Source organism: Halomonas bluephagenesis, assembly GCF_054790765.1.
On sequence record NZ_CP133631.1, the window covers coordinates 3,398,747 to 3,419,511 of the forward strand.

At 51.5% G+C, this 20,765-nt stretch carries 21 protein-coding genes; 14 read left to right on the forward strand and 7 right to left on the reverse strand.

What is annotated here, in order from left to right; genetic code table 11:
* Positions 1-50 precede the first annotated feature (50 nt).
* The 3 genes from REH51_RS15460 to REH51_RS15470 are packed head-to-tail and all read left to right on the forward strand — an operon-like array spanning position 51 to position 2,558.
* Complete coding sequence (locus tag REH51_RS15460) at positions 51-851, forward strand: MlaA family lipoprotein (protein WP_498936246.1); 801 nt, start codon at positions 51-53, stop codon at positions 849-851.
* An 8-nt stretch (positions 852-859) separates the two neighbouring features.
* Positions 860-2,053 (forward strand): PP2C family protein-serine/threonine phosphatase, encoded by a 1,194-nt coding sequence (locus REH51_RS15465; protein ID WP_009722740.1) that lies wholly within the window; start codon positions 860-862, stop codon positions 2,051-2,053.
* Positions 2,043-2,558, forward strand: a complete 516-nt coding sequence (locus REH51_RS15470; RefSeq protein WP_009722741.1) for an STAS domain-containing protein — start codon at positions 2,043-2,045, stop codon at positions 2,556-2,558. Before REH51_RS15465 ends, REH51_RS15470 begins: the two co-directional genes overlap by 11 nt.
* Before the next feature lie 137 nt (positions 2,559-2,695).
* On the opposite strand, the gene tal is transcribed toward REH51_RS15470, so the two are convergent.
* Positions 2,696-3,634, reverse strand: coding sequence for a transaldolase (gene tal, locus REH51_RS15475; RefSeq protein ID WP_009722742.1), 939 nt, complete (start codon positions 3,632-3,634; stop codon positions 2,696-2,698).
* 192 nt (positions 3,635-3,826) lie between these two features.
* Between tal and REH51_RS15480 the strand changes: the two genes are divergently transcribed.
* From REH51_RS15480 to REH51_RS15520, 9 genes are all read left to right on the forward strand, one after another.
* On the forward strand, positions 3,827-5,020 hold the full coding sequence (locus REH51_RS15480) for a Bcr/CflA family multidrug efflux MFS transporter (RefSeq protein WP_009722743.1): 1,194 nt from the start codon (positions 3,827-3,829) through the stop codon (positions 5,018-5,020).
* A gap of 79 nt (positions 5,021-5,099) precedes the next feature.
* Complete coding sequence (locus REH51_RS15485; RefSeq protein WP_009722744.1) at positions 5,100-5,831, forward strand: sulfite exporter TauE/SafE family protein; 732 nt, start codon at positions 5,100-5,102, stop codon at positions 5,829-5,831.
* Between the two features lie 129 nt (positions 5,832-5,960).
* Positions 5,961-6,974 (forward strand): substrate-binding domain-containing protein, encoded by a 1,014-nt coding sequence (locus tag REH51_RS15490; RefSeq protein ID WP_009722745.1) that lies wholly within the window; start codon positions 5,961-5,963, stop codon positions 6,972-6,974.
* A gap of 151 nt (positions 6,975-7,125) precedes the next feature.
* Positions 7,126-8,376 carry a phosphate ABC transporter permease subunit PstC gene (gene pstC, locus REH51_RS15495; RefSeq protein ID WP_009722746.1) on the forward strand — a complete coding sequence of 417 codons (1,251 nt, stop codon included), beginning with the start codon at positions 7,126-7,128 and terminating at the stop codon, positions 8,374-8,376.
* Positions 8,377-8,394: 18 nt separating this feature from the next.
* Positions 8,395-9,561 (forward strand): phosphate ABC transporter permease PstA, encoded by a 1,167-nt coding sequence (pstA, locus tag REH51_RS15500; RefSeq protein WP_498936248.1) that lies wholly within the window; start codon positions 8,395-8,397, stop codon positions 9,559-9,561.
* 26 nt (positions 9,562-9,587) lie between these two features.
* Entirely contained in the window at positions 9,588-10,427 is an 840-nt protein-coding gene (gene pstB, locus REH51_RS15505; RefSeq protein WP_009722748.1) for a phosphate ABC transporter ATP-binding protein PstB, read from the forward strand.
* A gap of 121 nt (positions 10,428-10,548) precedes the next feature.
* Entirely contained in the window at positions 10,549-11,595 is a 1,047-nt protein-coding gene (locus REH51_RS15510; RefSeq protein WP_009722749.1) for an ArsJ-associated glyceraldehyde-3-phosphate dehydrogenase, read from the forward strand.
* Positions 11,596-11,605: 10 nt separating this feature from the next.
* Positions 11,606-12,817 (forward strand): organoarsenical effux MFS transporter ArsJ, encoded by a 1,212-nt coding sequence (gene arsJ / locus REH51_RS15515; protein WP_498937761.1) that lies wholly within the window; start codon positions 11,606-11,608, stop codon positions 12,815-12,817.
* Positions 12,814-13,974 carry an MFS transporter gene (locus REH51_RS15520; RefSeq protein ID WP_009722751.1) on the forward strand — a complete coding sequence of 387 codons (1,161 nt, stop codon included), beginning with the start codon at positions 12,814-12,816 and terminating at the stop codon, positions 13,972-13,974. The genes arsJ and REH51_RS15520 overlap by 4 nt, the downstream gene beginning before the upstream one ends.
* Here the strand turns inward: REH51_RS15520 and REH51_RS15525 are convergent.
* Genes REH51_RS15525 through arsH form a run of 5 tightly spaced genes read right to left on the reverse strand, consistent with a single transcriptional unit; the run spans position 13,939 to position 17,194 of the window.
* Positions 13,939-14,247 (reverse strand): CC/Se motif family (seleno)protein, encoded by a 309-nt coding sequence (locus REH51_RS15525; protein WP_009722752.1) that lies wholly within the window; start codon positions 14,245-14,247, stop codon positions 13,939-13,941. The genes REH51_RS15520 and REH51_RS15525 overlap by 36 nt on opposite strands.
* A gap of 27 nt (positions 14,248-14,274) precedes the next feature.
* Positions 14,275-14,682, reverse strand: a complete 408-nt coding sequence (gene arsC, locus REH51_RS15530; RefSeq protein ID WP_009722754.1) for an arsenate reductase (glutaredoxin) — start codon at positions 14,680-14,682, stop codon at positions 14,275-14,277.
* Between the two features lie 19 nt (positions 14,683-14,701).
* Positions 14,702-15,376 (reverse strand): NADPH-dependent FMN reductase, encoded by a 675-nt coding sequence (locus REH51_RS15535; protein ID WP_009722755.1) that lies wholly within the window; start codon positions 15,374-15,376, stop codon positions 14,702-14,704.
* Between the two features lie 15 nt (positions 15,377-15,391).
* The gene (gene arsB, locus REH51_RS15540) at positions 15,392-16,459 is read right to left on the reverse strand and encodes an ACR3 family arsenite efflux transporter (protein ID WP_498936250.1); all 1,068 of its coding nucleotides are present in this window, start codon (positions 16,457-16,459) and stop codon (positions 15,392-15,394) included.
* Between the two features lie 15 nt (positions 16,460-16,474).
* Entirely contained in the window at positions 16,475-17,194 is a 720-nt protein-coding gene (gene arsH / locus REH51_RS15545) for an arsenical resistance protein ArsH (RefSeq protein ID WP_009722757.1), read from the reverse strand.
* Positions 17,195-17,348: 154 nt separating this feature from the next.
* On the opposite strand from arsH, the gene REH51_RS15550 reads away from it, so the two are divergent.
* Together REH51_RS15550 and REH51_RS15555 are read left to right on the forward strand one after the other, a co-directional pair.
* A complete protein-coding gene (locus REH51_RS15550; protein WP_498936252.1) occupies positions 17,349-17,774 on the forward strand; it encodes an arsenate reductase ArsC in 426 nt (141 codons plus the stop codon).
* Positions 17,775-17,782: 8 nt separating this feature from the next.
* Complete coding sequence (locus tag REH51_RS15555) at positions 17,783-19,465, forward strand: methyl-accepting chemotaxis protein (protein ID WP_498936254.1); 1,683 nt, start codon at positions 17,783-17,785, stop codon at positions 19,463-19,465.
* A gap of 33 nt (positions 19,466-19,498) precedes the next feature.
* Here REH51_RS15555 and REH51_RS15560 read toward each other — a convergent pair whose 3' ends face one another.
* Positions 19,499-20,686 carry an acetyl-CoA C-acyltransferase gene (locus tag REH51_RS15560; RefSeq protein ID WP_498936256.1) on the reverse strand — a complete coding sequence of 396 codons (1,188 nt, stop codon included), beginning with the start codon at positions 20,684-20,686 and terminating at the stop codon, positions 19,499-19,501.
* Positions 20,687-20,765: the final 79 nt, after the last annotated feature.

Below are 20,765 nucleotides of genomic sequence, written 5' to 3' on the forward strand. Positions count from 1 at the left end.
GCGTGAAATGCGACGAGCTACACGCCACACATGTTGAAAGAGGAACTACCATGCTTGGGTTGTTAGCAAAGCACAAAAGCGCATTTAGTTGGCGCTACAAGGGATTGCCTGTCTTGCTGCTAGCCGTATTAAGCATGAGTGGGTGTGCCAGTTCAGGGGCAAATATTGGCGAACAAGCCCATCCTGAAGATCCTTGGGAAGGGTTTAACCGCCGCGTGTTTGCGTTTAATGACGTGTTAGACCGCTATACGTTAAAGCCAATAGCTAAAGGTTATCAGACGGTTACTCCCGATCCTGTGCAAACTGGGGTAGGTAATTTTTTCTCCAACCTCAGCGACGTGCGTACCGCGTTAAACAGTTTGCTCCAAGGCAAGCCCGCTAATGCGGGGCTTGCCACTTCACGCTTTTTAATCAACTCGACCGTTGGTATAGGCGGGCTGTTAGATTACGCTACGTTGATGGAAATCAATGCCGATAAGGAAGATTTTGGTCAAACACTGGCGGTGTGGGGGGGGGATGAGTCGCGTTATTTGGTATTACCGTTGCTCGGTCCTGGAACATTAAGAGACACCACTGGGTTACCCTTTGATATTGCTGCCCATCCTATTACTTATATGGATGACCATACACTTAGGGCTGGTTTGACGGCACTGGATATTATTCATATTCGCGCAGGGCTACTTGATCAAGAAGCGTTAATTAGTGGCGACCGTTACCGCTTTATTCGTGATGCCTACTTACAACGCCGTCAGTTTGAAATTAATGATGGTGAGCTTGGGGATGACCCATTTGCCATGGACGATTTTGAATTCGACGATACCGACTTTGGTGACGACGATTTCGCCGATTGAGGCTTAATATGGATCATTCCAAGCAGTTGATCGCGGTGATCGATGAGCCGGGGCAAGAGCGTGACGCGCTAGCAGAAGCGATTACGTGTGATGGCTTATGGGTATTTGCAGCGGAAAATATTGACAATTTGCCCGCTGACACCGCGCTTATCGTGGCTCATGCAAGAGCAGTGCCGCGCCAGCAGTGGTCGCAGCTAACCCATCGTTTGCCTACCTTAGTCGTCAGTGATTCTCGTCAGGACGCGGACTTAATCAAAGCCGTTGACGTTGGTTTGGTTGACTATATTGTCCACCCGCTGCGCCACGCAGAATTGTTGCGCCGGATGATTCGCAAAGCCATTGAGCTGCACACATTGGCTCAGGAGCGAGATCGAGACCGAGAGCGGCTGGCTGAATTAAACGAAAGCCTTGAAACGCACTTGGCCTTGCTGAGGATGGATCAACAGAGCGGTGGGCATATTCAGCGACGTTTACTGCCTGTTCATCCCAAAATAATCAACGGTGTGTACTACGATTACTGGTTTGCCCCATCGCTATATTTGTCAGGAGATTTCCTTGACTATCAGCGCTATAACGATCGCTATAGCGCGTTCTACTTTGCCGATGTATCGGGTCATGGTGCGTCATCTGCGTTTGTTACCGTGTTGCTCAAGTATCTGTGTAACCGGTGGCTTAATGAGTGGGATGGTCAATCGCCAGAACGGTTGGCACCCAACTGGTTGGCGGCATTAAACCGAGAATTGCAGGATACTGATATTGGCAAACACGCGACCTTGTTTGTTGGTGTTATTGACCACGAGGCGCGAACACTTCACTATTCGCTCGGTGCACAGCTTCCTATGCCATTGCTAGTGTCTGGTGGTAAGCTAGTGCGTCTGGCAGGGGAAGGAATGCCAGTAGGTCTTTTTCCAGATGTAGAGTATCCTTCGCTCAGCTGTACTTTACCGGCCGATTTTCATTTATGGCTGTGTTCAGACGGTGTATTGGAATGCTTGCCGGGTAAGACGCTCGACACGCGGCTCAAGGAACTTGAGCAATTAGTAAGCGAAAGTGTCACGCTTGAGCAGTTGCGCGACCGGCTAGCCAACACCAACTCCCTCCTTATAGAAGGCGATGCGGATAATGAGGCGAACCAAGACCGCGATGCTTTACCCGACGACCTGACAATCATGATGGTGAGCGGATTTGGTCATGCTGATTGAAGAAGGCCGCATTAAAGCGGCGTTCGACTCCGGTGTTTTTGTTTTAAAATTATGTGGTGACGTGCGCTTAACGCTGTGCGCCACGCTTGATACCCAAGCGCAGCGCCTTGCTGAAACGCCTGGGCTAATGGCAGTGATGATCGACCTGCGCGAAGCAACGAATGTTGATTCGACAGCGTTGGGCTTTCTTGCCAAAGTTGCTATGGCGGTGAAAGGGCGTTTAGAGCATCCACCCACTATCATTGCTGATAATCCAGATGTACGAAAAATGCTGGATGTGATGGGGTTTGCGCGCTTTTTTACGTTGATGGAAGCGCCTTTGCAGCAAGCGTCGAAACTAACAACGGCGCTAGAAGAGTTGCCTGCTGAGCCTGCTGACGAGGAGGGCCTGCGCGAACGTATTTTAGAGGCTCATCGAATTCTGATGCATATGAACGAGCATAACCGCGAGCAGTTTCAACCGCTGGTGGAAATGCTCGAAGCGCAAAACTCAACGATTCACTAATGCGCTTCATCAACATGTAAGTTTAAAGAGCAAAGCATCAACTAAAAAAGGCCCCCTAAGAAAAAATCCTAGAGGGCCTTTTTGATTTTGTTGCCGGTTATTTTTATGTCAATAGGGCAGCGTAGTTAGCAATCGAATTAGTCGCTGCGAAGCTTACTGAGCAGTTCTTCGAGCTTGCGTTGGTCGGCCATAAACTTGCGAATACCTTCTGCCAGTTTGTCCGTCGCCATCTCATCTTCATTCATCGCCCAGCGGAAATCTGCCTGCGATAACGCTTCACTCGGTGCGCTGCTAGCCGCCTGAGGAATGAGCTGTTGCGGCAACTCGCCTTTTAGTTCGTCTAACTCGTTTAGTAGTGCGGGGGATATCGTCAAACGATCACAGCCGGCGAGTGCCTGAATCTCACCCACGTTTCTGAAGCTTGCGCCCATAACGATGGTGGGGTAGCCATGGCCTTTGTAGTAGTCGTAAATGCGCTTAACAGACCGCACGCCTGGATCATTGGCGCCACTAAAATCCGTGTCAGGATCTTTGGCTTTATGCCAGTCGAGAATACGGCCTACGAACGGTGAAATAAGTGTTGCGCCAGCATCTGCACAGGCCTGCGCCTGGGCGAAGCCAAATAACAGAGTTAAGTTAGTGCGAATACCATCGCGTTCAAGTTGGCGAGCGGCTTGGATACCTTCCCATGTCGACGCCATTTTGATCAAAATACGCTCTGGGCCTACTCCATGCTGGGCGTATCGCTCAATCAATGAGTGCGCTTTGGCAATGGTGGCATCACGGTCAAACGATAGTCGGGCACTGACTTCAGTCGAAACGTAGCCAGGTACCAGTTCACTGATTTCGCTACCAATATCGACAGCCACGCGATCTACCGCGTCTTCAAGGTCGGTGCTTTCTTTGGCAATGCTGGCAAGTCGTGCGCGTCGGTCTTCTTGCTGGGCAGCTTGCAAGATAAGCGAGGGGTTGGTTGTGGCATCTTGCGGTTGAAAGCGGCGGATAGCCTCAAGGTCGCCGGTGTCAGCGACAACCGTGGTCATCTCTTTTAATTGAGTTAGTAGGCTAGTGGCCATGCATCGTTCCTTGTTGTCGTTGAGCTAGTTGTCGTTGAGCTAGTTGTCGTTGTGACAGTTGTCATTTGGCTACTTTAGCAAGGGCATTGCGCGACGAACAGTGACCGACAAATGAATTGAAATCGATTATGATTAGCGGCCTATCAATTCAGCGGCATTCTCCGCTGTCTAATGCCTACTTCAAGGATGTTTATGGAACTTAATCCTCGTCGGGTGGCGCTGTTGGTGGCGGCCAATACAGCGCTTGCGCCGTTTGCAATTGATGCTTATTTACCGGCCATGGGGATACTGGCAGAAAACATCAACGCGAGTATTCACCATACTGAACTCTCTATCAGTATGTTTTTATTTGGGTTCGCAATAGGTCAGCTGTGCTTTGGGCCGCTATCGGACAGGGTGGGGCGTAAGCCTGTTTTGCTCAGTGGCTTGGTGGTGTTTATGCTCGCGAGCTTAATGATCACCACCGTCGATAGTTTGACCTCTTTGCTGGTGTGGCGATTTATTCAAGCACTGGGCGGCGGCGCTTGTGTGGTGAACTCAGCGGCGATTGTGCGCGACTGTTTCAGCGGACGTGAAGCCGCTAAAGTCATGTCAACGATGGCTATGATCATGATGCTTGCGCCATTGGTGGCACCTGCCGTGGGTAGTGTCTTGCTGCACATTGCGGGTTGGTGGCTGATATTTGTATTTTTGGCCGCTTACGCAGGGTTTTTGCTTTGGCTGCTAGGTACGCGTTTACCCGAAACACGAGATACTAACTTACCCGCAGCTTCGCCCCGCCAAGTTATACGCAATTACGCCAGTGTGCTACGTCATAAAGAGGGGATGGGCTACATTTGCGCTGTCGCAGCTTCATTCGCTGGGCTGTTTGCTTTTGTAACCGCCTCTCCATTTTTATACCTAGACTACTTCTCGCTATCGCCTAGCGTTTACCCAATGGTATTTGGCGTCAATGTGCTCGTGATTGCGCTGTCTAATCGCGTCAATATTCATTTGCTGCGTAAGCGCTCGCCACAACAGAATTTACGATTGGGGTTAACGATTCAGTTAATTGCAGCGTTGGGGCTGGTTATCGCGACAGCGCTTAATCTGGCGTCGCTATATGTTGTGGTTCCCTTGATCATGCTGTTTACCGGCATGATTGGTTTGATCACGCCTAATGCCATTTCTGCGTTATTGGATCATTTTGGACATATCAGTGCCACGGCAACTGCATTGTTGGGTGGCATCCAGTTTAGTTGTGGGGCAATTGCTGGGGTGCTGGTGGGCTTGTTCCAGGTAGAGCACCTGTGGCCAATGGTGCTCACTATGCTAGGGGCCGCGCTACTAGGTAATATTGGCGTCCGAAAGCTGACAAGAAAGCCCGCGTTCGGTGACTCGTATTGATGGTTGGTATTGATGATTCGTACTGATGACTCGTGCTAATGATGTGTTCCAACTCGAAAGGCTAGGATGATCGGTTTAGATGAATAGCCTACTGGCGTGGGTTAACATGCCACTTGGCGTATGGCTAGCCTGTTCAGCTGTATTGATGCTGGGTGCTTTCGTACAGCGTGCGACAGGTTTCGGTTTGGCGGTGGTAGGGGCGCCGCTACTATTGATGCTAGAGCCGCGCTTGGTGCCGGTTGTTCTCGTACTGTTTGGATTCACTGTTTCGTTGCTGATGGTGCGCCACTACTGGCAAGAAATACGCATGGATGCTATTGGCATTGCATTGATTGGACGCTTGCCGGGGAATGCGCTGGGCATTTGGTTATTGTTAACTGCTCCGTTAGTGGTGCTCGAAAAACTGATCGCCGCTATCGTGTTGTTTGCTGTGATAGTAACGCTGTTTCGTTTTCATCCCCCCGTGAACCGTGTGACGCTGTTCCTGGCAGGCGTGCTGTCAGGAATCTTCGGCACGGTGGCTGCCATCGGTGGCCCTCCCATCGTTTTGCTAATGCATGGTTTTCCACCGGATCGCCTGCGCGGCAATTTAGCCGCTTTCTTTATTTTGACGTCTCTTTTAACGCTCACCACATTAGCGTTCGCAGGCCAAGTGTCCGCTTGGCATTTTAAATTGGCATTGACGTTTCTACCTGCCGTGTTGATCGGTAATGGGCTGGCAGACGCGGTTGCCCACCGGTTGGATAGGCGGTTACTGCAAGGCGCCTCGCTTGGGTTATGTACGTTGGCTGCGTTGGGGCTGTTAATTTAGTACTAGTGTTATGCGGTACCTCGGATTAAAAATTTTTGTGATGTCACGTCGTGTCACAAAGTTGTCATCGAAGCGGTGCAAAGTACGTCTTGCGAAGGCCAAAACCTTACATCGACAGGAGTATTTCGCATGAACCGTATTCTAAAAACGACCGTGATAGCGGCTGCCGTAATGAGCGTTGCCGGTGTTGCCCAGGCTCGTGACCAGATCCGCATCGTAGGTTCCAGTACCGTTTATCCGTTTGCCAGCTACGTTACTGAAGAGTTCGGTGCGACTACCGGTAACCCTACACCTGTGATTGAGTCGACAGGTTCGGGTGGCGGTTTGCGCTTGTTCTGTAATGGTGTAGGTGAAGGCACGCCCGATATCACCAATGCTTCACGTCGTATGAAGCCATCTGAATTTGAGCGCTGTGAAGAGAACGGCGTTACCGATATCACCGAAGCTAAAATCGGTTCTGACGGTATCGTTCTTGGACAATCAGTTGAAAACGACGCAGCAGACTTTACCCTAGAACATATTTTCCTAGCAGTTGCCGCTCAGGTCCCCGTTGATGGTGAGCTGGTTGATAACCCTTACACCAACTGGAGTGAAATCGACGATTCTCTACCGGATCGTGAGATCTCTATCTATGGGCCGCCCACGACCTCTGGAACCCGCGATGCTTTTGAAGAGCTGGTAATGGAAGTTGTCTCTGAAGAGATGGGTGCCTACGGTGACGAAGGTTATACCGAAATCCGCTCAGACGGCGTTTATATCGATGCAGGCGAAAACGATAACTTGATCGTTCAGCGTTTGTCTGAAGATACTAAAGCGTTCGGTATCTTTGGATACTCTTTCTTGACTGAAAACCCGGATACTATCCAGGGCGCGTCTATCAATAGCGTTGAACCAGAAGTTGAAGCTATTAGTTCTGGCGAATACCCGGTTGCTCGCTCACTGTGGTTCTACCTCAAGAACCAGCACGCTGACGAAGTGCCACCAATGTATGACTATGCCAACATGTTTATGGAAGAGCTTATGATTGGTAATGATGGCTATCTAGTTGACATCGGACTAATCCCGCTGCCCGAAGCTGAGCGTGAGCAAGCTCGTCAGCGCGTTGCTGATCGTGCCCAGTTAACTGTTGAAGACCTGAAGTAAGTTAGAACGCTTAATATAAGAGGCCGGTAGCACAAGCTACCGGCCTTTTAGTTTGAGTTGGCTTTAACTTGGCGTTTGTCACATTGCTGTCATGTTTTTACTCCAAAGTGGTCGCCAACACGATTTCATTAGGTGATGCGAGAGAAATTCGATGCAAACTAACCAGCTACTTCTACTCTTTTGCACTGTGCTCTTGCTGCTTGGGCTAGTGGCCTTCTTTATTGGCCGCGCAAAGGCTTCCCGTGTACGCGCGTCAGGTACTGCGATGTATGCGCAGCCAGATCAGTATGCATGGTTTGCTGTCCTCTCAACGGCAGGACCAGCAGTGTTAGTGGGTGCGGTCGGCTCTTTGCTTTTATTACTGCTAGGCGCTGATATTCCCCCGTTGTATTTGTTTGCCGCTAGTCTTGTGGTGGCCGCCGCCGGTCTCGCCGTAGGTGTTGCTCAGGTAAAACCTCAGTTCCACGCGCGCCAAGCCATTGAACGCGTTATCCGGTGGATTCTAGCTGGCGCGGCTCTAATCTCGATTTTCACAACCTTCGGAATACTGTTCTCAATTATTTCAGAAGCTTTACGCTTTTTTCAGATGCATAGCTTCTGGGAGTTCATTACCGGCACAACATGGAATCCAGGTGCGAGCTTTTTAGCATCGGCAGGACGTGGTGACGGCAGTGGTGCAGAGTTTGGTTCAGTGCCGCTATTTGCGGGCACCTTTATGATCACCGCTATTGCGATGTTGGTGGCAGTGCCGGTCGGACTGCTCTCTGCTATTTATATGTCGGAATATGCGCCTGCTAGGGTTCGAACTGTCGCTAAGCCTGTACTTGAAGTGTTAGCGGGCATTCCAACCGTGGTGTATGGCTTCTTTGCTGCCATTACCGTTGCCCCAATTATAGTAAACATTGCGGGGTTCTTTGGTTTAGATGCCTCTTATAACAATGCCGTCGCACCCGGTGTAGTGATGGGAATTATGATTATCCCGTTTATCTCATCACTTTCTGACGACGTCATTAACTCTGTACCAGACAGTATGCGCCAAGGTTCGCTCGCATTGGGTATGACCAAAGGTGAAACCATCCGTGATGTTGTGATACCTGCTGCCTTACCAGGAATTATCTCCGCGTCATTGCTTGGTATGTCACGAGCGCTGGGCGAAACGATGATTGTGGTGATGGCCGCGGGTATGCGACCGAATCTGACAGCTAATCCATTAGAGGACATGACGACGGTGACTGTGCGCATTGTGGCGGCTCTCACTGGTGATCAGGAATTTGAAAGTGCCGAAACGCTCTCAGCGTTTGCCCTGGGCTTGGTGCTGTTCGCGGTGACACTGACGCTCAACCTAGTGTCAGTCTTAATGATTCGCCGCTTCCGTGAAAAATACCGCGTAAATAACCTGTAACGCCGAGGAACTGATTCGATGAGCCATACTTTTGACGAGATCAGCCAGCAGCTTAAGCGGCGTCACCGTAAGTCGGCACGCCTGAAGTGGGTATCCATGGGGGCGCTGGGTTTAGCAGGTCTGTTTTTGGTGCTGTTCTTTGCTGATATGTTGAGTAAAGGGTTGCCCGCTTTTCAGCAGGCGTATATCAATACGGAAATTCGTTATTCAGAAGAAGCTAGCCGCGATGGCCGCCAAGCATTTGATGAAGATTTGATACCGCTGATTAGCCGCACTGTGGTGCGAGTTATCCCGCTTCAACTGCGTAATAACCCTGAGTTGATCGGCACGTCAGAACAGCGCTGGATGTTGGCAAATAGTGAAGTGGACCAATACCTAAAAGGGCATCGAAACCGCCTTAGTGATCAAGAAAAGGCGGAAATTGACGAACGCGTAGCAGCAGGTCAAGTCGATTTACGCTTTAATAAAACGTTCTTCGGCTCTGGTGATTCAAAAATTGCCGAGAATGCTGGTATTTTATCGGCTGGTGTTGGCACGGTGATGACGATGATCGTCACCCTGTTGATTGCGTTTCCCATCGGCGTAATGACCGCGATTTATTTAGAAGAATTTGCGCCAGATAACCGCTTTACCCAAGCGATTGAAATCAATATCAATAACCTAGCCGCAATACCTTCGATTTTATTCGGTTTGTTGGGCTTGGCGATTTTTATCAACTTCTTTGGAGTGCCACGTTCTTCGCCTCTCGCAGGTGGTATGACCTTGGCGCTAATGACACTGCCGGTGATTATTATTTCTACGCGTACGGCGCTGCGCAGCGTGCCGGATTCTATTCGTCATGCGGCGTTTGGGGTAGGGTGTTCACGTTGGCAGGTAGTTCGTGACCATGTTCTTCCCTTGGCGATGCCTGGCATCATGACCGGTTCCATCATCGGTTTGGCACAGGCGATGGGTGAAACAGCTCCTCTGATTATTGTTGGTATGGTGGCATTTATCCCTGATGTGGGGGCCTCATTTACTAATGCTGCAACGGTAATGCCAGCTCAAATATTTACCTGGTCAGGTGAGCCAGAGCAGGCGTTTGTGGAAAAAACCGCCGGCGGTATTTTAGTGCTGCTCACCATACTTATCTCACTCAACGCCTTTGCCGTTGTACTACGTAAGAAATTTGAGCGTCGCTGGTAGGCCAGCACGTCATAGAGGACATTACTATGAACAGCCATGCACCTGTAATGAACCAGCAGAACCTGCCCGACGTGGGGCAGCCTTATACGCGTAATGAAAAGGCTTGCCATGATTTAAGTATCCGCGTTCGCGATTTGAACCTGTGGTACGGCAAAACCCAAGCGTTAAAAGGACTGAATATTGATCTGTTTCAGAAGAATGTGACCGCGCTGATTGGCCCTTCGGGGTGCGGTAAATCGACCTTTTTGCGCTGCCTTAACCGCATGAATGACCTGATTCCTAGCGTTCACACCGAGGGGCTGGTCGAAATGGATGGGCAGGACGTCAATGCTTCTAAGATGGATGAAGTGGCGCTGCGACGTCGCGTTGGCATGGTCTTTCAGAAGCCGAACCCTTTTCCTAAGTCGATCTACGAAAACATTGCCTACGCACCGCGTATGCATGACCTAGTAAGTCGCAAGGCAGATCAGGACGAGCTTGTTGAGAAAGCACTGCGTGATGCAGGCCTGTGGAACGAAGTGAAAGATAAACTTCAGGAGCCAGGTACCTCATTATCCGGTGGCCAGCAGCAGCGTCTGTGTATTGCCCGGGCGATAGCCGTTCAGCCGGACGTTATTTTAATGGATGAACCTACCTCTGCATTGGATCCGATCTCTACAGCAACGATCGAAGATCTGATGGATAAACTGAAAGAGCAGTTCACCATTGTTACCGTGACGCATAATATGCAGCAAGCCGCACGAGTAGCCGACTACACGGCATTTTTCCACTTAGGAGAAATCATCGAGTACAACGATACCAAAGTGATGTTCTCAACCCCTGCACAGAAAAAAACCGAAGACTATATCTCCGGTCGTTACGGTTAACCAAGCACTGCCTGCAGACTAGTTTTTAGCTAATCTGCAGGCAGTTTTTTTAGCCTTTAATATATGTTTTTCCGTATATTAGGGCTAGGTTTTTTGTACTGTTTATCTAGAAGGAGACCCCATGGGATTACGTATCGGTATTAACGGATTTGGTCGTATTGGTCGTCTGGCACTGCGCAGCCTGTGGGCTGAAGTGGAAGCAGGGGTAGTAGAGCTTGTGCGTATTAACGACCCCGGCGGCGATGCAGCAACGTTTGCCCATCTGCTTGAATTTGATTCGGTACACGGCCACTGGTCTCCTGGCAAAGGGGTTGCCGCTTCCGATGATGCGATTGTTTTAGATGGTAAAACGGTTGCGTTTAGCGCCAATAAAGCGATTGCCGACAGTGACTGGTCTGCCTGTGACGTGGTCATCGAGTGCTCGGGTAAAATGAAAGAAACCGCCAAGCTCCAGGCGTACCTTGATCAAGGCGTTGCGCGCGTAGTGGTGAGTGCACCGATTAAAGAAGAGGGCGTGCTGAACGTTGTGGTAGGGGTTAATGATCATCTTTATAACCCCGCTCAGCATCGAATCGTGACTGCCGCTAGCTGCACGACCAACTGTTTGGCACCGGTGGTTAAAGTGATTCAGGAAACCTTTGGTATTCGCCATGGTTCGATGACCACGGTACACGACATTACCAACACTCAAACGATTCTGGATGCGCCGCATAAAGACCTGCGTCGTGCCCGTGCCTGCGGTATGAGCTTGATTCCGACAACAACAGGCTCTGCAAAAGCAATTACTGCCATCTTTCCCGCATTGGAAGGCAAGTTGAATGGTCATGCCATTCGCGTACCGCTGGCCAACGCATCGCTCACCGATATGGTGTTTGAGCTTGAGCGCGCGGTCACGGCGGAAGAAGTTAATCTGGCGCTGAAGGCGGCCGCGGAGGGAGAGCTTGCCGGTATTTTGGGTTATGAAGAGCGCCCGCTGGTATCGATTGATTACCGCACCGACCCGCGCAGCTCCATTATCGATGCGCTTTCTACCATGGTGGTCAACGGCACCCAGCTTAAGCTTTACGCCTGGTATGACAACGAGTGGGGCTACGCTAACCGCACGGCTGAGTTGGCTCTGATGGTAGGTGGTGAGCAGATAGCTAGTGAGCAGGTGGCTCGTGGCTGATTCGCTGAAGATGTTCGCGCGCGTAAAGGCGCTACCTTTCGAGGTGCGTCAATACATGCTGATCACTGGCAACTACTGGGCGTTTACCATTACCGACGGCGCGCTGCGCATGCTGGTGGTGATGTATTTCCATCAGCTAGGTTACTCGCCGCTGCAAATTGCCATGCTGTTTCTGTTCTATGAAGCGTTTGGCGTAGTGACCAACTTGGTAGGTGGCTGGCTTGGTGCGCGGTTAGGCTTGAACCGCACGATGAATGTGGGGTTGGGGCTGCAAATTGTTGCGCTTGCCATGCTGATGGTGCCCGCAGGGATGCTCACGGTTGTTTGGGTGATGGCGGCGCAGGCGCTGTCTGGCATCGCCAAAGACTTAAATAAAATGAGTGCTAAAAGTGCGGTCAAAGTACTGGTGCCTAAAGACAGTGCCAACGCCAATAGCTCTCTCTACCGCTGGGTAGCGATGCTGACTGGCTCTAAAAATGCATTGAAAGGTCTAGGCTTTTTTATCGGTGGGGTGTTGCTAACGCTGATTGGTTTCCGTGGCGCGGTGATTGCTATGGCGGGGATGCTGAGCGCGGTATTACTGGTCTCTTTATGGCGCTTAAAAGCAGACTTAGGGCGCCAAAAAGTAAAGCCTAAGTTTTTGGAGATTTTCTCCAAGTCTCGTGCCATCAACGTGCTTTCAGCGGCGCGCTTTTGCCTGTTTGCTTCTAGGGATGTCTGGTTTGTCGTGGCGTTGCCGGTGTTTTTATATGACCAGCACGGCTGGACTCATTGGACAGTGGGGGGATTACTGGCAGCATGGATTATTGGCTACGGTGGGGTACAAACCCAGGCACCTAAACTTACCCGATTGATTAAAGGGGATGCCCGCGCGCTAACCGCGGGGTGGCCAGCCGCTTTAGCGGTACTAGCGATTTTGTTGGCGTTACTACCGCTGGCGCAGGTAGGTTGGCTGGTGGTCGGGCTTTTAGCGTTTGGTGTGCTGTTTGCGATTAATTCCAGCTGGCATAGTTACCTGATTGTTCATTATGCCCGTGCCGATGGCGTCTCGATGGATGTTGGCTTCTACTATATGGCCAACGCCATGGGGCGTTTGGTTGGAACGCTGCTGTCAGGCTGGTTGTATATGGCTTACGGGCTGAGCGCCTGTCTTTGGGTATCGGCGGCCTTAGTGGCAGCCAGTTCATTGATGGCACTGGCGTTGCCTAGACAAGCCACATGATTCGCTCGCCCAGGTTTGGTTTAACACTCACATTAGGCAGTGCGCAAACCCTCGCCTGGGCTTCTAGCTATTATCTGCCCGCCATTCTTGCAGTGCCGATGGCGCGTGAATTGGGCATTTCAATCAGCTGGGTCTTTGGCGCGTTCTCAGCAGCCCTGCTGCTTACCGCGATGCTCGGGCCTAGCGTTGGTCGATGGATCGACAGGCAGGGCGGGCGAGGCGTGTTGATGGCTTCGAATGGCGTAATGGCGCTAGCACTTGGCATGATGGCCATGTCTCAGGGCATACCCTCGTTAATGCTCGCCTGGCTGGTGACGGGTATTGGGATGGCGATGGGGCTATACGATGCCGCTTTTGCCACCTTAGGCCGGTTGCTGGGGCGTCAAGCCAGGGCATCGATTACTGGTGTCACGCTGGTCGCTGGATTTGCCAGCACAATTGGTTGGCCGCTTACCGCATGGCTAGAAAATGAATGGGGCTGGCGCGTTGCCTGTGCCAGTTGGGCATTGGCGCATTTATTGATAGGTGCTCCTTTGAATTTCCGTCTGCCTAGAGCGGCCAGCAGTGGCGCCTTTAGTGAGGCTGATCAAAATGCGCCGATGCCTGGCCGCCCCCGCTTAACCATGCTGCTATTAGCTTATGTGTTTGCTGCCGGGTGGTTTGTATCGACGGCGATGGCGGCGCATCTTCCCAGGCTATTACAAGAGGGTGGTGCGTCACTTCCAGTCGCGGTTGCGGCAGCTGCACTTGTGGGGCCTGCCCAGGTAGCGGCTCGCATGGGTGAGTTTATACTACTCAGGCACTGTCATCCTTTGGTGGCGGCACGTGTGGCAACCACGCTCCATCCGTTAGGCGCAGCATTGTTAACGGTAGCCGGTATGCCTGCAGCCGGTTTTGCGTTACTGCATGGCGCGGGCAACGGCATGATGACCATTGCTTCCGGTACATTGCCTCTGGCGTTATTTGGTCCTAAAGGGTTCGGGCAGCGGCAAGGGCTTATTATTGCCCCAGCTCGTGCTTCACAAGCGCTCGCGCCGTTGCTGTTTGGCCTGCTAATTGAGCAAAAAGGTGCCGGTGCGCTGTGGTTGACGGCACTGCTAATGCTGGGAGCGACGCTAGTACTATTGATTGTTCGCGTGCCCCGGTTGCAAGGTTGAGCCATCCACATAAAGATGGCGCAGTTTCCACCAGCCTTCAACGCCAATGCGCAGCCCCTGAGCAGCCAGTTCAGGGGTAATATAAATCGAAATACTATCTTGAGTATGATGTTGATAGTGGTGGGCGTCATCTGGATATCGCGCTTCGGCTACCGCTAGATTGGTCAGCCCTCCGCAGCAGCCGTGGCGGGTGGAAAGACGAACAGTGACGACACCGCCTTGTTGTGTGATGAAGTCCACTGCGTTGCTGTCGACATCAATGACATGACTCATTGTTTACCCCGTACCATGGTTCCGGTATTAGCTCGCTGGAAAGTAGATGGTTTCGCCATCCTCTTTGGTAAAGAGTGCAATGGGCTGCTCAAGCAGTTCCAATACCCGTTCGGATGGACGGCATAGTCGTGCGCCTTTGGGGGTAATGACGATAGGGCGATTGATCAGAATCGGGTGCGCTATCATGGCGTCAATAAGTTGATCATCGTCTAGCGAAGGATCATCCAATTTGAGCTCATCATAGGGCGTGCCCTTTTGGCGTAGCAGTTCTCGCGGTGATATCTTCATCATCGCTAGTAGCGCCACTAAGCTCTCTCGGCTGGGCGGTGTTGCTAAGTAGTGAATCACCTCGGGGTCTTCGCCTGACGCTTTTATCATTGCCAGCGTATTGCGCGAAGTACCGCAGTTAGGGTTGTGGTAGATCGTTACTGACATGGTGAGTTATCTCTCTTCCTTAGGTGGAAGGGTCGGTTTTAGGCGTATTACGCTGAGCAGGCGATTTATTAAACGCAGGTGATAGCGTTGCGGGGTCTTGCTCGGCTTTGTGAGCCTTGGCCGCTTCTGCCCACCACGTTAATTGGCCCAACGTGCGCCCAAAATAGCTTTCCCAGCGTTCTTGCTCCTGGGCAAATTGCCCATCGTCGTTCAGCGCTTCCTGGGCTTTGGGTATATGAACCATGGCGGACACTGGCAGGCAGCCAAGCTCAGATAGAAATGCGCGCATGCTAACGGCGGCGCGTGCGCCTCCCCATTGCCCCATGGAGTAAGTCACGATGGCGCTAGGCTTAAACGCAAACAGTGACGCGCCAAAATGATTCAGCAAATGGCTCAGCGCCGGGCTCATGGCGTGGTTATATTCGGGGCTGACCATCACGTAGCCATCGGCTTGTTCAATTTTGCCAGCAAGGGTTTCAAGATCATCGGGAACCGCTGTTTTTGCGTAGGCAAAGTGCGGTTTAAAAGGGCCGTTAAGGTCTACTAACGTTAGCGGGTCTATAACCTCTGCCGTTGTATCGGGTAGCGAGCTAAGTAGGCGTTTGCACGCCTGGGATACCCGCTCGCCTAAGCGAGCAGGGGCGGGCGGCGTAGAGGTTCGAGTTGAACCGAGAAAAACTAAGTAATGTGCCATCCGAGTATCTCTTTATTATGCGTTTTCAGGAAAATGCTGACGCGTTTTGTTGGCAATGCGTACTAGCGCGAGCATAAGTGGTACTTCAACTAAAACACCAACTACCGTGGCTAGCGCGGCGCCTGACTGTAAGCCAAACAGTGCAATGGCAGCTGCGACCGCCAGTTCAAAAAAATTGCTGGCGCCGATCATTGCGCCAGGAGCAGCGATGTTGTGCGGCACACTCCACGCTTTGGCCCAGCCATAGGCGATAAAGAAGATCAAAAACGTTTGAATAATCAGCGGAATGGCGATTAATACGATATGCAGGGGATTATTCAGAATAACGTCGCCTTGGAAGGCAAATAGTAGTACCAGGGTAACGATTAACCCGATGGGCGTGATGGGACCGACGCGCTTCATAAACACGTTGTCGTACCATTCGGCACCGCGCTTGGCGATCAGTGTTTTACGGGTGATGTAGCCAGCCGCAAGTGGAATCACGATGTACAGCACCACGGATAAAATAACCGTGTCCCATGGCACTTGGATATTTGAGATTCCTAGTAACAGCACCACAAGCGGTGCGAAGGCAAACAGCATGATCAAGTCGTTCAAAGCCACTTGAACAAGGGTGTAAGCCGCGTCGCCTCGGGTCAGGTAGCTCCATACAAATACCATCGCGGTGCAAGGTGCTGCCCCTAGTAGTATGGCACCGGCCAGATATTGGCTGGGCAGTTCCTCAGGAATAAATGGCCGAAAAATCACCATGAAAAACAGCCAGGCCAAAGCGAACATCGTGAAGGGTTTAATCAGCCAGTTGACTGTGGTGGTAATAGTCAGTCCCTTTGGCTGGCGGGGCACTCCTGCAATAGCACTGAAGTCAATCTGCGCCATCATGGGAAAAATCATCGCCCAGATTAATACGGCAATCGGAATGGAGACCTGGGCATACTCAAACCGTGATAACACCTCTGGCACGGCAGGGGCGAACTGCCCAAGTGCAATCCCGGCAACAATGGCAATCGCTACCCATACGGAAAGGTAGCGTTCAAACAGCCCCATGTCGGCGCTGGTGGGTGAAGAGTTGCTCTGGGTCGTCATAAAACCACTCCCTGATCAAATAGCGCGTTGATTGACGCGTTTGGAGACTTCTTCGGCACTCTCTTTACGTTCAGAGTAGCGGTCGGTTAGCAGATCGCTACGCTCACGAACCAGCAGGGTGAATTTCACCAGCTCTTCCATGACATCAACAATGCGGTCATAAAAGGGTGAAGGTTTCATGCGGCCGTTGTCATCGAACTCCATAAAAGCCTTAGGCACCGATGACTGGTTAGGAATCGTCACCATACGCATCCAGCGGCCTAAAATGCGCAGCTGATTCACCGTGTTAAACGACTGGGAGCCACCGCACACTTGCATCACGGCAAGGGTTTTACCTTGGGTGGGACGAACACCACCTAGCGCAAGAGGAATCCAGTCTATTTGTGCTTTCATAATGCCGGTCATCGCACCATGGCGCTCAGGTGAGCACCACACCATGCCATCGGCCCACTGTGCCAGTGCACGCAGCTCATCCACTTTAGGATGGCTCGCATCTTCCGCATCAGGCAGAGGTAAGCCACGGGGATCAAAAATTTTTGTACTAGCCCCCATTGCATTGAGTAGCCGAGCGGCCTCTTCAACTGCCAAACGACTGAACGAACGTTCACGTAGTGAGCCGTAGAGCAGCAGAATTTTGGGCGCAGGCTGATCACTAGGGGGAAGCAGCAGCGTTTCTTGATTGGGTGCTTTAAACAGACGGCTGTCCACGTTAGGTAAATCGTTAAGCAATGCCATGGGCGGTGTCCCTTTTGCATCGAAGGAGAGATTAATGTCACTTATGATATATGTTTTTTCGTATATTTCTACCGGTAACCAGCAGACTGCAATAAAGACGTCATCTTGAGGACGTAGATTGTTGAAATTACACTCATCAAGAGGTCGTTTATTTATGCCAAAGCGCCGCGTGCTGTTTCTTTGTAATGCCAATTCTGCACGGTCTCTGATGGGGGAAGCGCTGCTTCGCCAGATGGCAAGTGATCGCTTTGATGCTTTTAGCGCAGGCTCCGAGCCAGATGAACCTCATGCGTTAACGTTAGAGGCGCTGCACAAACAAGGGCTTTCTACTGAAGGATTGCGTAGTAAGTCATTAGATGAGTTTGAAGACGAGTACTTTGATTTTGTCATTGTGCTATGCGACAAGGCGCAACAGGTTTGCAGAGACTGGCAAGGGCGCGCGCGAGAAGTGCTTTTTTGGGATATTCGTGATCCGCGCTTAATCAGTAAGTTAGATGCATATGAGCAAGCGCTATTAGAGATCCGTCGGCGTCTACAGTTGTGGCTGGCCCTACATGCTGACGACCAGTCACGTGGTTGAGAGCTTTTATGCGCATGATTAATAATTTAAGCGTTAAAGCGAGCTGGGCTCTGGTGTTAGTGACCTTCACCTGTCTTATATTGGCGATTGGTGGGTTAGGGTTGTTTGCTAATCACTTTGGTCGTGAGGCATTTACGTCGCTGCAGCAGCGAGATATGAATCAGGTACGTGAGCTTAACGGAGCCTATACTCAGCTGCTGCGAGCCCGCATACAAATGAACCGGGCTGCAGAGCTAATTCGCACCCCATCTTTTGATCGTCCAGAACCTTTGCTAGAAGAAGCAGGAAGTTTATTGAGTGCGGCTTCAGCCCGGGTTAACGATTTCCACTCGAGTTTTGCGGAGGAAGAGCGACTTGAACTCGTGGATCAGTTAGCGAATGATTTCCGCTCGCTGGTTGATAATAATTTAAGTTTGCAAATGATGATGCTGGAAGAGCGCGATGTTCGAGGCTTCCTTTCTGGCGAGTCCCGCGTGGATGAGAGTAGCCAGCAGTTCGTGAGTACTGTCGAAGCTTTCTACGGTTACTCGGTCTCCCGGGGGGCTGGGCTGCTTGATCGCTTTCAAAAAGTATCATCACTCCTGTTTTGGGGAGTGCTTGGCGTTGTTGTGGTGGCAATGCTGGTCATAGCGTTAGTGGTATGGGGCGTGCGTAACAATGTATTGCAGCCTCTGCGTGCAATAACGCAGCACTTTAAACGCATTGCCAAGGGAGATTTATCAACGCCTGTTGAAGCCCATGCCGCTAATGAAATTGGTCTGTTGTTTAGTGAATTGGCGAACATGCAAAATTCGCTGACGTCGACGGTTAACCATCTTAATAACAGCAGTCAGCAGGTTTACACCGATAGCCAGGTAATGGCAGCTCAAAGCCAACAATTGGCAGGTCAAACGGACTCGCAAGTGTCAGCGCTTGTACAAATGGCGGCAAGTCTTGAGCAGTTAACCGCAACCGTAAATCAGAATGCAGAAAGTGCGGCGCATGTGAGTCACGCAACGACGGGTGTTGCCCATAAAGCGCAGCAAGGCGATCAGGTAATTGCCCAGTTCATTGCGACTATGCAGGCCATTAACGAGCACTCCGAAGAAATACAAAGCATCATTTCAATGATTGAAAGCATTGCCTTCCAAACGAATATTCTTGCTTTGAACGCCTCTGTTGAGGCGGCGCGTGCTGGTGAACACGGGCGTGGCTTTGCGGTGGTAGCCAGCGAAGTGCGAGCGTTAGCAACGCGTAGTGCTGATGCTGCACATGAAATTCGGTCACGTATTGAAGCATCTCGTCAGAGTGTTGAAAAGGGGAGTGAGTTATCTCAGCAAGCGGGTGAGCATACGCGCGATATCATGCAGTCGGCTACTCAGGTAGAGCAGTTGATGGCGAGGATCGCCAGCGCGTCTGAGGAGCAGCGGCGTGGTATTGAGGAAGTGAATAGAGCGGTCACGCAAATTGATGTGACAACCCAAGATACGTTGAGGCTGGTCAATCAAGCGGCACAAAGTGCGGAAGGACTAACTCAAGAAGCTCTGCAAATGCGTGAATATGCTGGCCAATTTCGCATGGCTGAGGATCAGCGTAGCAGTAATCTTGATGATGTCAGCGATGCTGCAGAGACACTCAAGTCGTTGGACTGGCAGACATTAGCGACTTCAGAAGCCTATGGCACTAAGGAGGATGGGCGCGCCTTGGCATGACCAGCATGCCAAGGCGGGGAGGAGTTGATTTTATTAATCGATGAGTTCAACGGCCACGGCGGTGGCTTCGCCACCACCAATGCACAAGCTGGCAATACCACGTTTGCCGCCTTTGGTGCGTAAAGCATGGATAAGCGTTGCAATCACCCGTGAACCTGTTGAGCCAATCGGATGCCCTTGGGCACAAGCACCGCCAAATACATTCACCTTATCGTGAGGTAGCCCTAAGTCATCCATGGCCATTAACGTGACGACCGCGAATGCTTCGTTAATCTCAAAGAGATCAACGTCGTTAACGCCCCAGCCAAGCTTTTTCATCAGCTTTTCAATCGCACCTACCGGCGCAATGGTGAATTCGCTTGGATGGCGGGAGTGGGTGGGATGGCCGGGCATTTTGGCTAAAGGCTTCACGCCATGACGCTTAGCGGCTTCATGGCTGGCCAAAATAAGCGCTGATGCGCCGTCGGAAATTGAGCTGGCGTTGGCAGCCGTAATAGTCCCGTCTTTGGCAAACGCTGGGCGCAGCTGGCGAATTTTATCCAGTTTGGCTTGGAAGGGCTGTTCGTCATGTTCGACCAGCGTTTCACCTTGGCGGGTGGTTACTGTTACCGGTGCCATTTCAGCCGCTAAGTGGCCGTTATTGGTGGCGTCCATGGCACGCTCTAGAGAGGCAATGGCAAAGTCGTCCAAGCGCTCGCGCGTGTAGCCACGCTCTGATGCAACATCCTGAGCGAAAACGCCCATCAATTTGCCGGTTTCGGCATCTTCTAAGCCGTCTAGGAACATGTGGTCTTTCAGCTCGCCATGACCTAAACGGTAGCCGCCACGCGCTTTAGTAAGTACGTGTGGGGCATTAGACATTGACTCCATACCGCCTGCAAGCAGGATTTCGCCAGTCCCTGCTTTGATTAAATCGTGGGCTAGCATGGTGGCTTTCATGCCAGAACCACACAGCTTATTGATGGTGGTAGCACCATTGGCATCGGGAATGCCAGCCTGACGCATGGCCTGGCGGGCTGGCCCTTGTTTCACGCCGGCGGGCAGTACACACCCCATGATGCCTTCTTCAATAACGGATGCTTCGATACCTGCTCGCTCTATGGCAGCGCGGATTGCAACGGCCGCAAGTTCGGGAGCCGTCATGCTGGAAAGACTTCCCATCATGCCGCCCATTGGCGTGCGGGTGGCAGATAAAAATACAACCTCGGTGGCATTACTCATTTGTGCGTCTCCTGACGGATTTATTGTGATTATCTTGCTGTGAGCTTAGTGATGCGTTGACCCGTTGGCGGGGCTGTGG

What these genes read in the sequence shown, in the direction of transcription:
- REH51_RS15460 (WP_498936246.1), top strand. Translation starts at nt 51, where the DNA reads ATGCTTGGGTTGTTAGCAAAGCACAAAAGCGCATTTAGTTGGCGCTAC.
- REH51_RS15465 (WP_009722740.1), top strand. Translation starts at nt 860, where the DNA reads ATGGATCATTCCAAGCAGTTGATCGCGGTGATCGATGAGCCGGGGCAA.
- REH51_RS15470 (WP_009722741.1), top strand. Translation starts at nt 2,043, where the DNA reads ATGCTGATTGAAGAAGGCCGCATTAAAGCGGCGTTCGACTCCGGTGTT.
- tal (WP_009722742.1), bottom strand. Translation starts at nt 3,634, where the DNA reads ATGGCCACTAGCCTACTAACTCAATTAAAAGAGATGACCACGGTTGTC.
- REH51_RS15480 (WP_009722743.1), top strand. Translation starts at nt 3,827, where the DNA reads ATGGAACTTAATCCTCGTCGGGTGGCGCTGTTGGTGGCGGCCAATACA.
- REH51_RS15485 (WP_009722744.1), top strand. Translation starts at nt 5,100, where the DNA reads ATGAATAGCCTACTGGCGTGGGTTAACATGCCACTTGGCGTATGGCTA.
- REH51_RS15490 (WP_009722745.1), top strand. Translation starts at nt 5,961, where the DNA reads ATGAACCGTATTCTAAAAACGACCGTGATAGCGGCTGCCGTAATGAGC.
- pstC (WP_009722746.1), top strand. Translation starts at nt 7,126, where the DNA reads ATGCAAACTAACCAGCTACTTCTACTCTTTTGCACTGTGCTCTTGCTG.
- pstA (WP_498936248.1), top strand. Translation starts at nt 8,395, where the DNA reads ATGAGCCATACTTTTGACGAGATCAGCCAGCAGCTTAAGCGGCGTCAC.
- pstB (WP_009722748.1), top strand. Translation starts at nt 9,588, where the DNA reads ATGAACAGCCATGCACCTGTAATGAACCAGCAGAACCTGCCCGACGTG.
- REH51_RS15510 (WP_009722749.1), top strand. Translation starts at nt 10,549, where the DNA reads ATGGGATTACGTATCGGTATTAACGGATTTGGTCGTATTGGTCGTCTG.
- arsJ (WP_498937761.1), top strand. Translation starts at nt 11,606, where the DNA reads ATGTTCGCGCGCGTAAAGGCGCTACCTTTCGAGGTGCGTCAATACATG.
- REH51_RS15520 (WP_009722751.1), top strand. Translation starts at nt 12,814, where the DNA reads ATGATTCGCTCGCCCAGGTTTGGTTTAACACTCACATTAGGCAGTGCG.
- REH51_RS15525 (WP_009722752.1), bottom strand. Translation starts at nt 14,247, where the DNA reads ATGAGTCATGTCATTGATGTCGACAGCAACGCAGTGGACTTCATCACA.
- arsC (WP_009722754.1), bottom strand. Translation starts at nt 14,682, where the DNA reads ATGTCAGTAACGATCTACCACAACCCTAACTGCGGTACTTCGCGCAAT.
- REH51_RS15535 (WP_009722755.1), bottom strand. Translation starts at nt 15,376, where the DNA reads ATGGCACATTACTTAGTTTTTCTCGGTTCAACTCGAACCTCTACGCCG.
- arsB (WP_498936250.1), bottom strand. Translation starts at nt 16,459, where the DNA reads ATGACGACCCAGAGCAACTCTTCACCCACCAGCGCCGACATGGGGCTG.
- arsH (WP_009722757.1), bottom strand. Translation starts at nt 17,194, where the DNA reads ATGGCATTGCTTAACGATTTACCTAACGTGGACAGCCGTCTGTTTAAA.
- REH51_RS15550 (WP_498936252.1), top strand. Translation starts at nt 17,349, where the DNA reads ATGCCAAAGCGCCGCGTGCTGTTTCTTTGTAATGCCAATTCTGCACGG.
- REH51_RS15555 (WP_498936254.1), top strand. Translation starts at nt 17,783, where the DNA reads ATGCGCATGATTAATAATTTAAGCGTTAAAGCGAGCTGGGCTCTGGTG.
- REH51_RS15560 (WP_498936256.1), bottom strand. Translation starts at nt 20,686, where the DNA reads ATGAGTAATGCCACCGAGGTTGTATTTTTATCTGCCACCCGCACGCCA.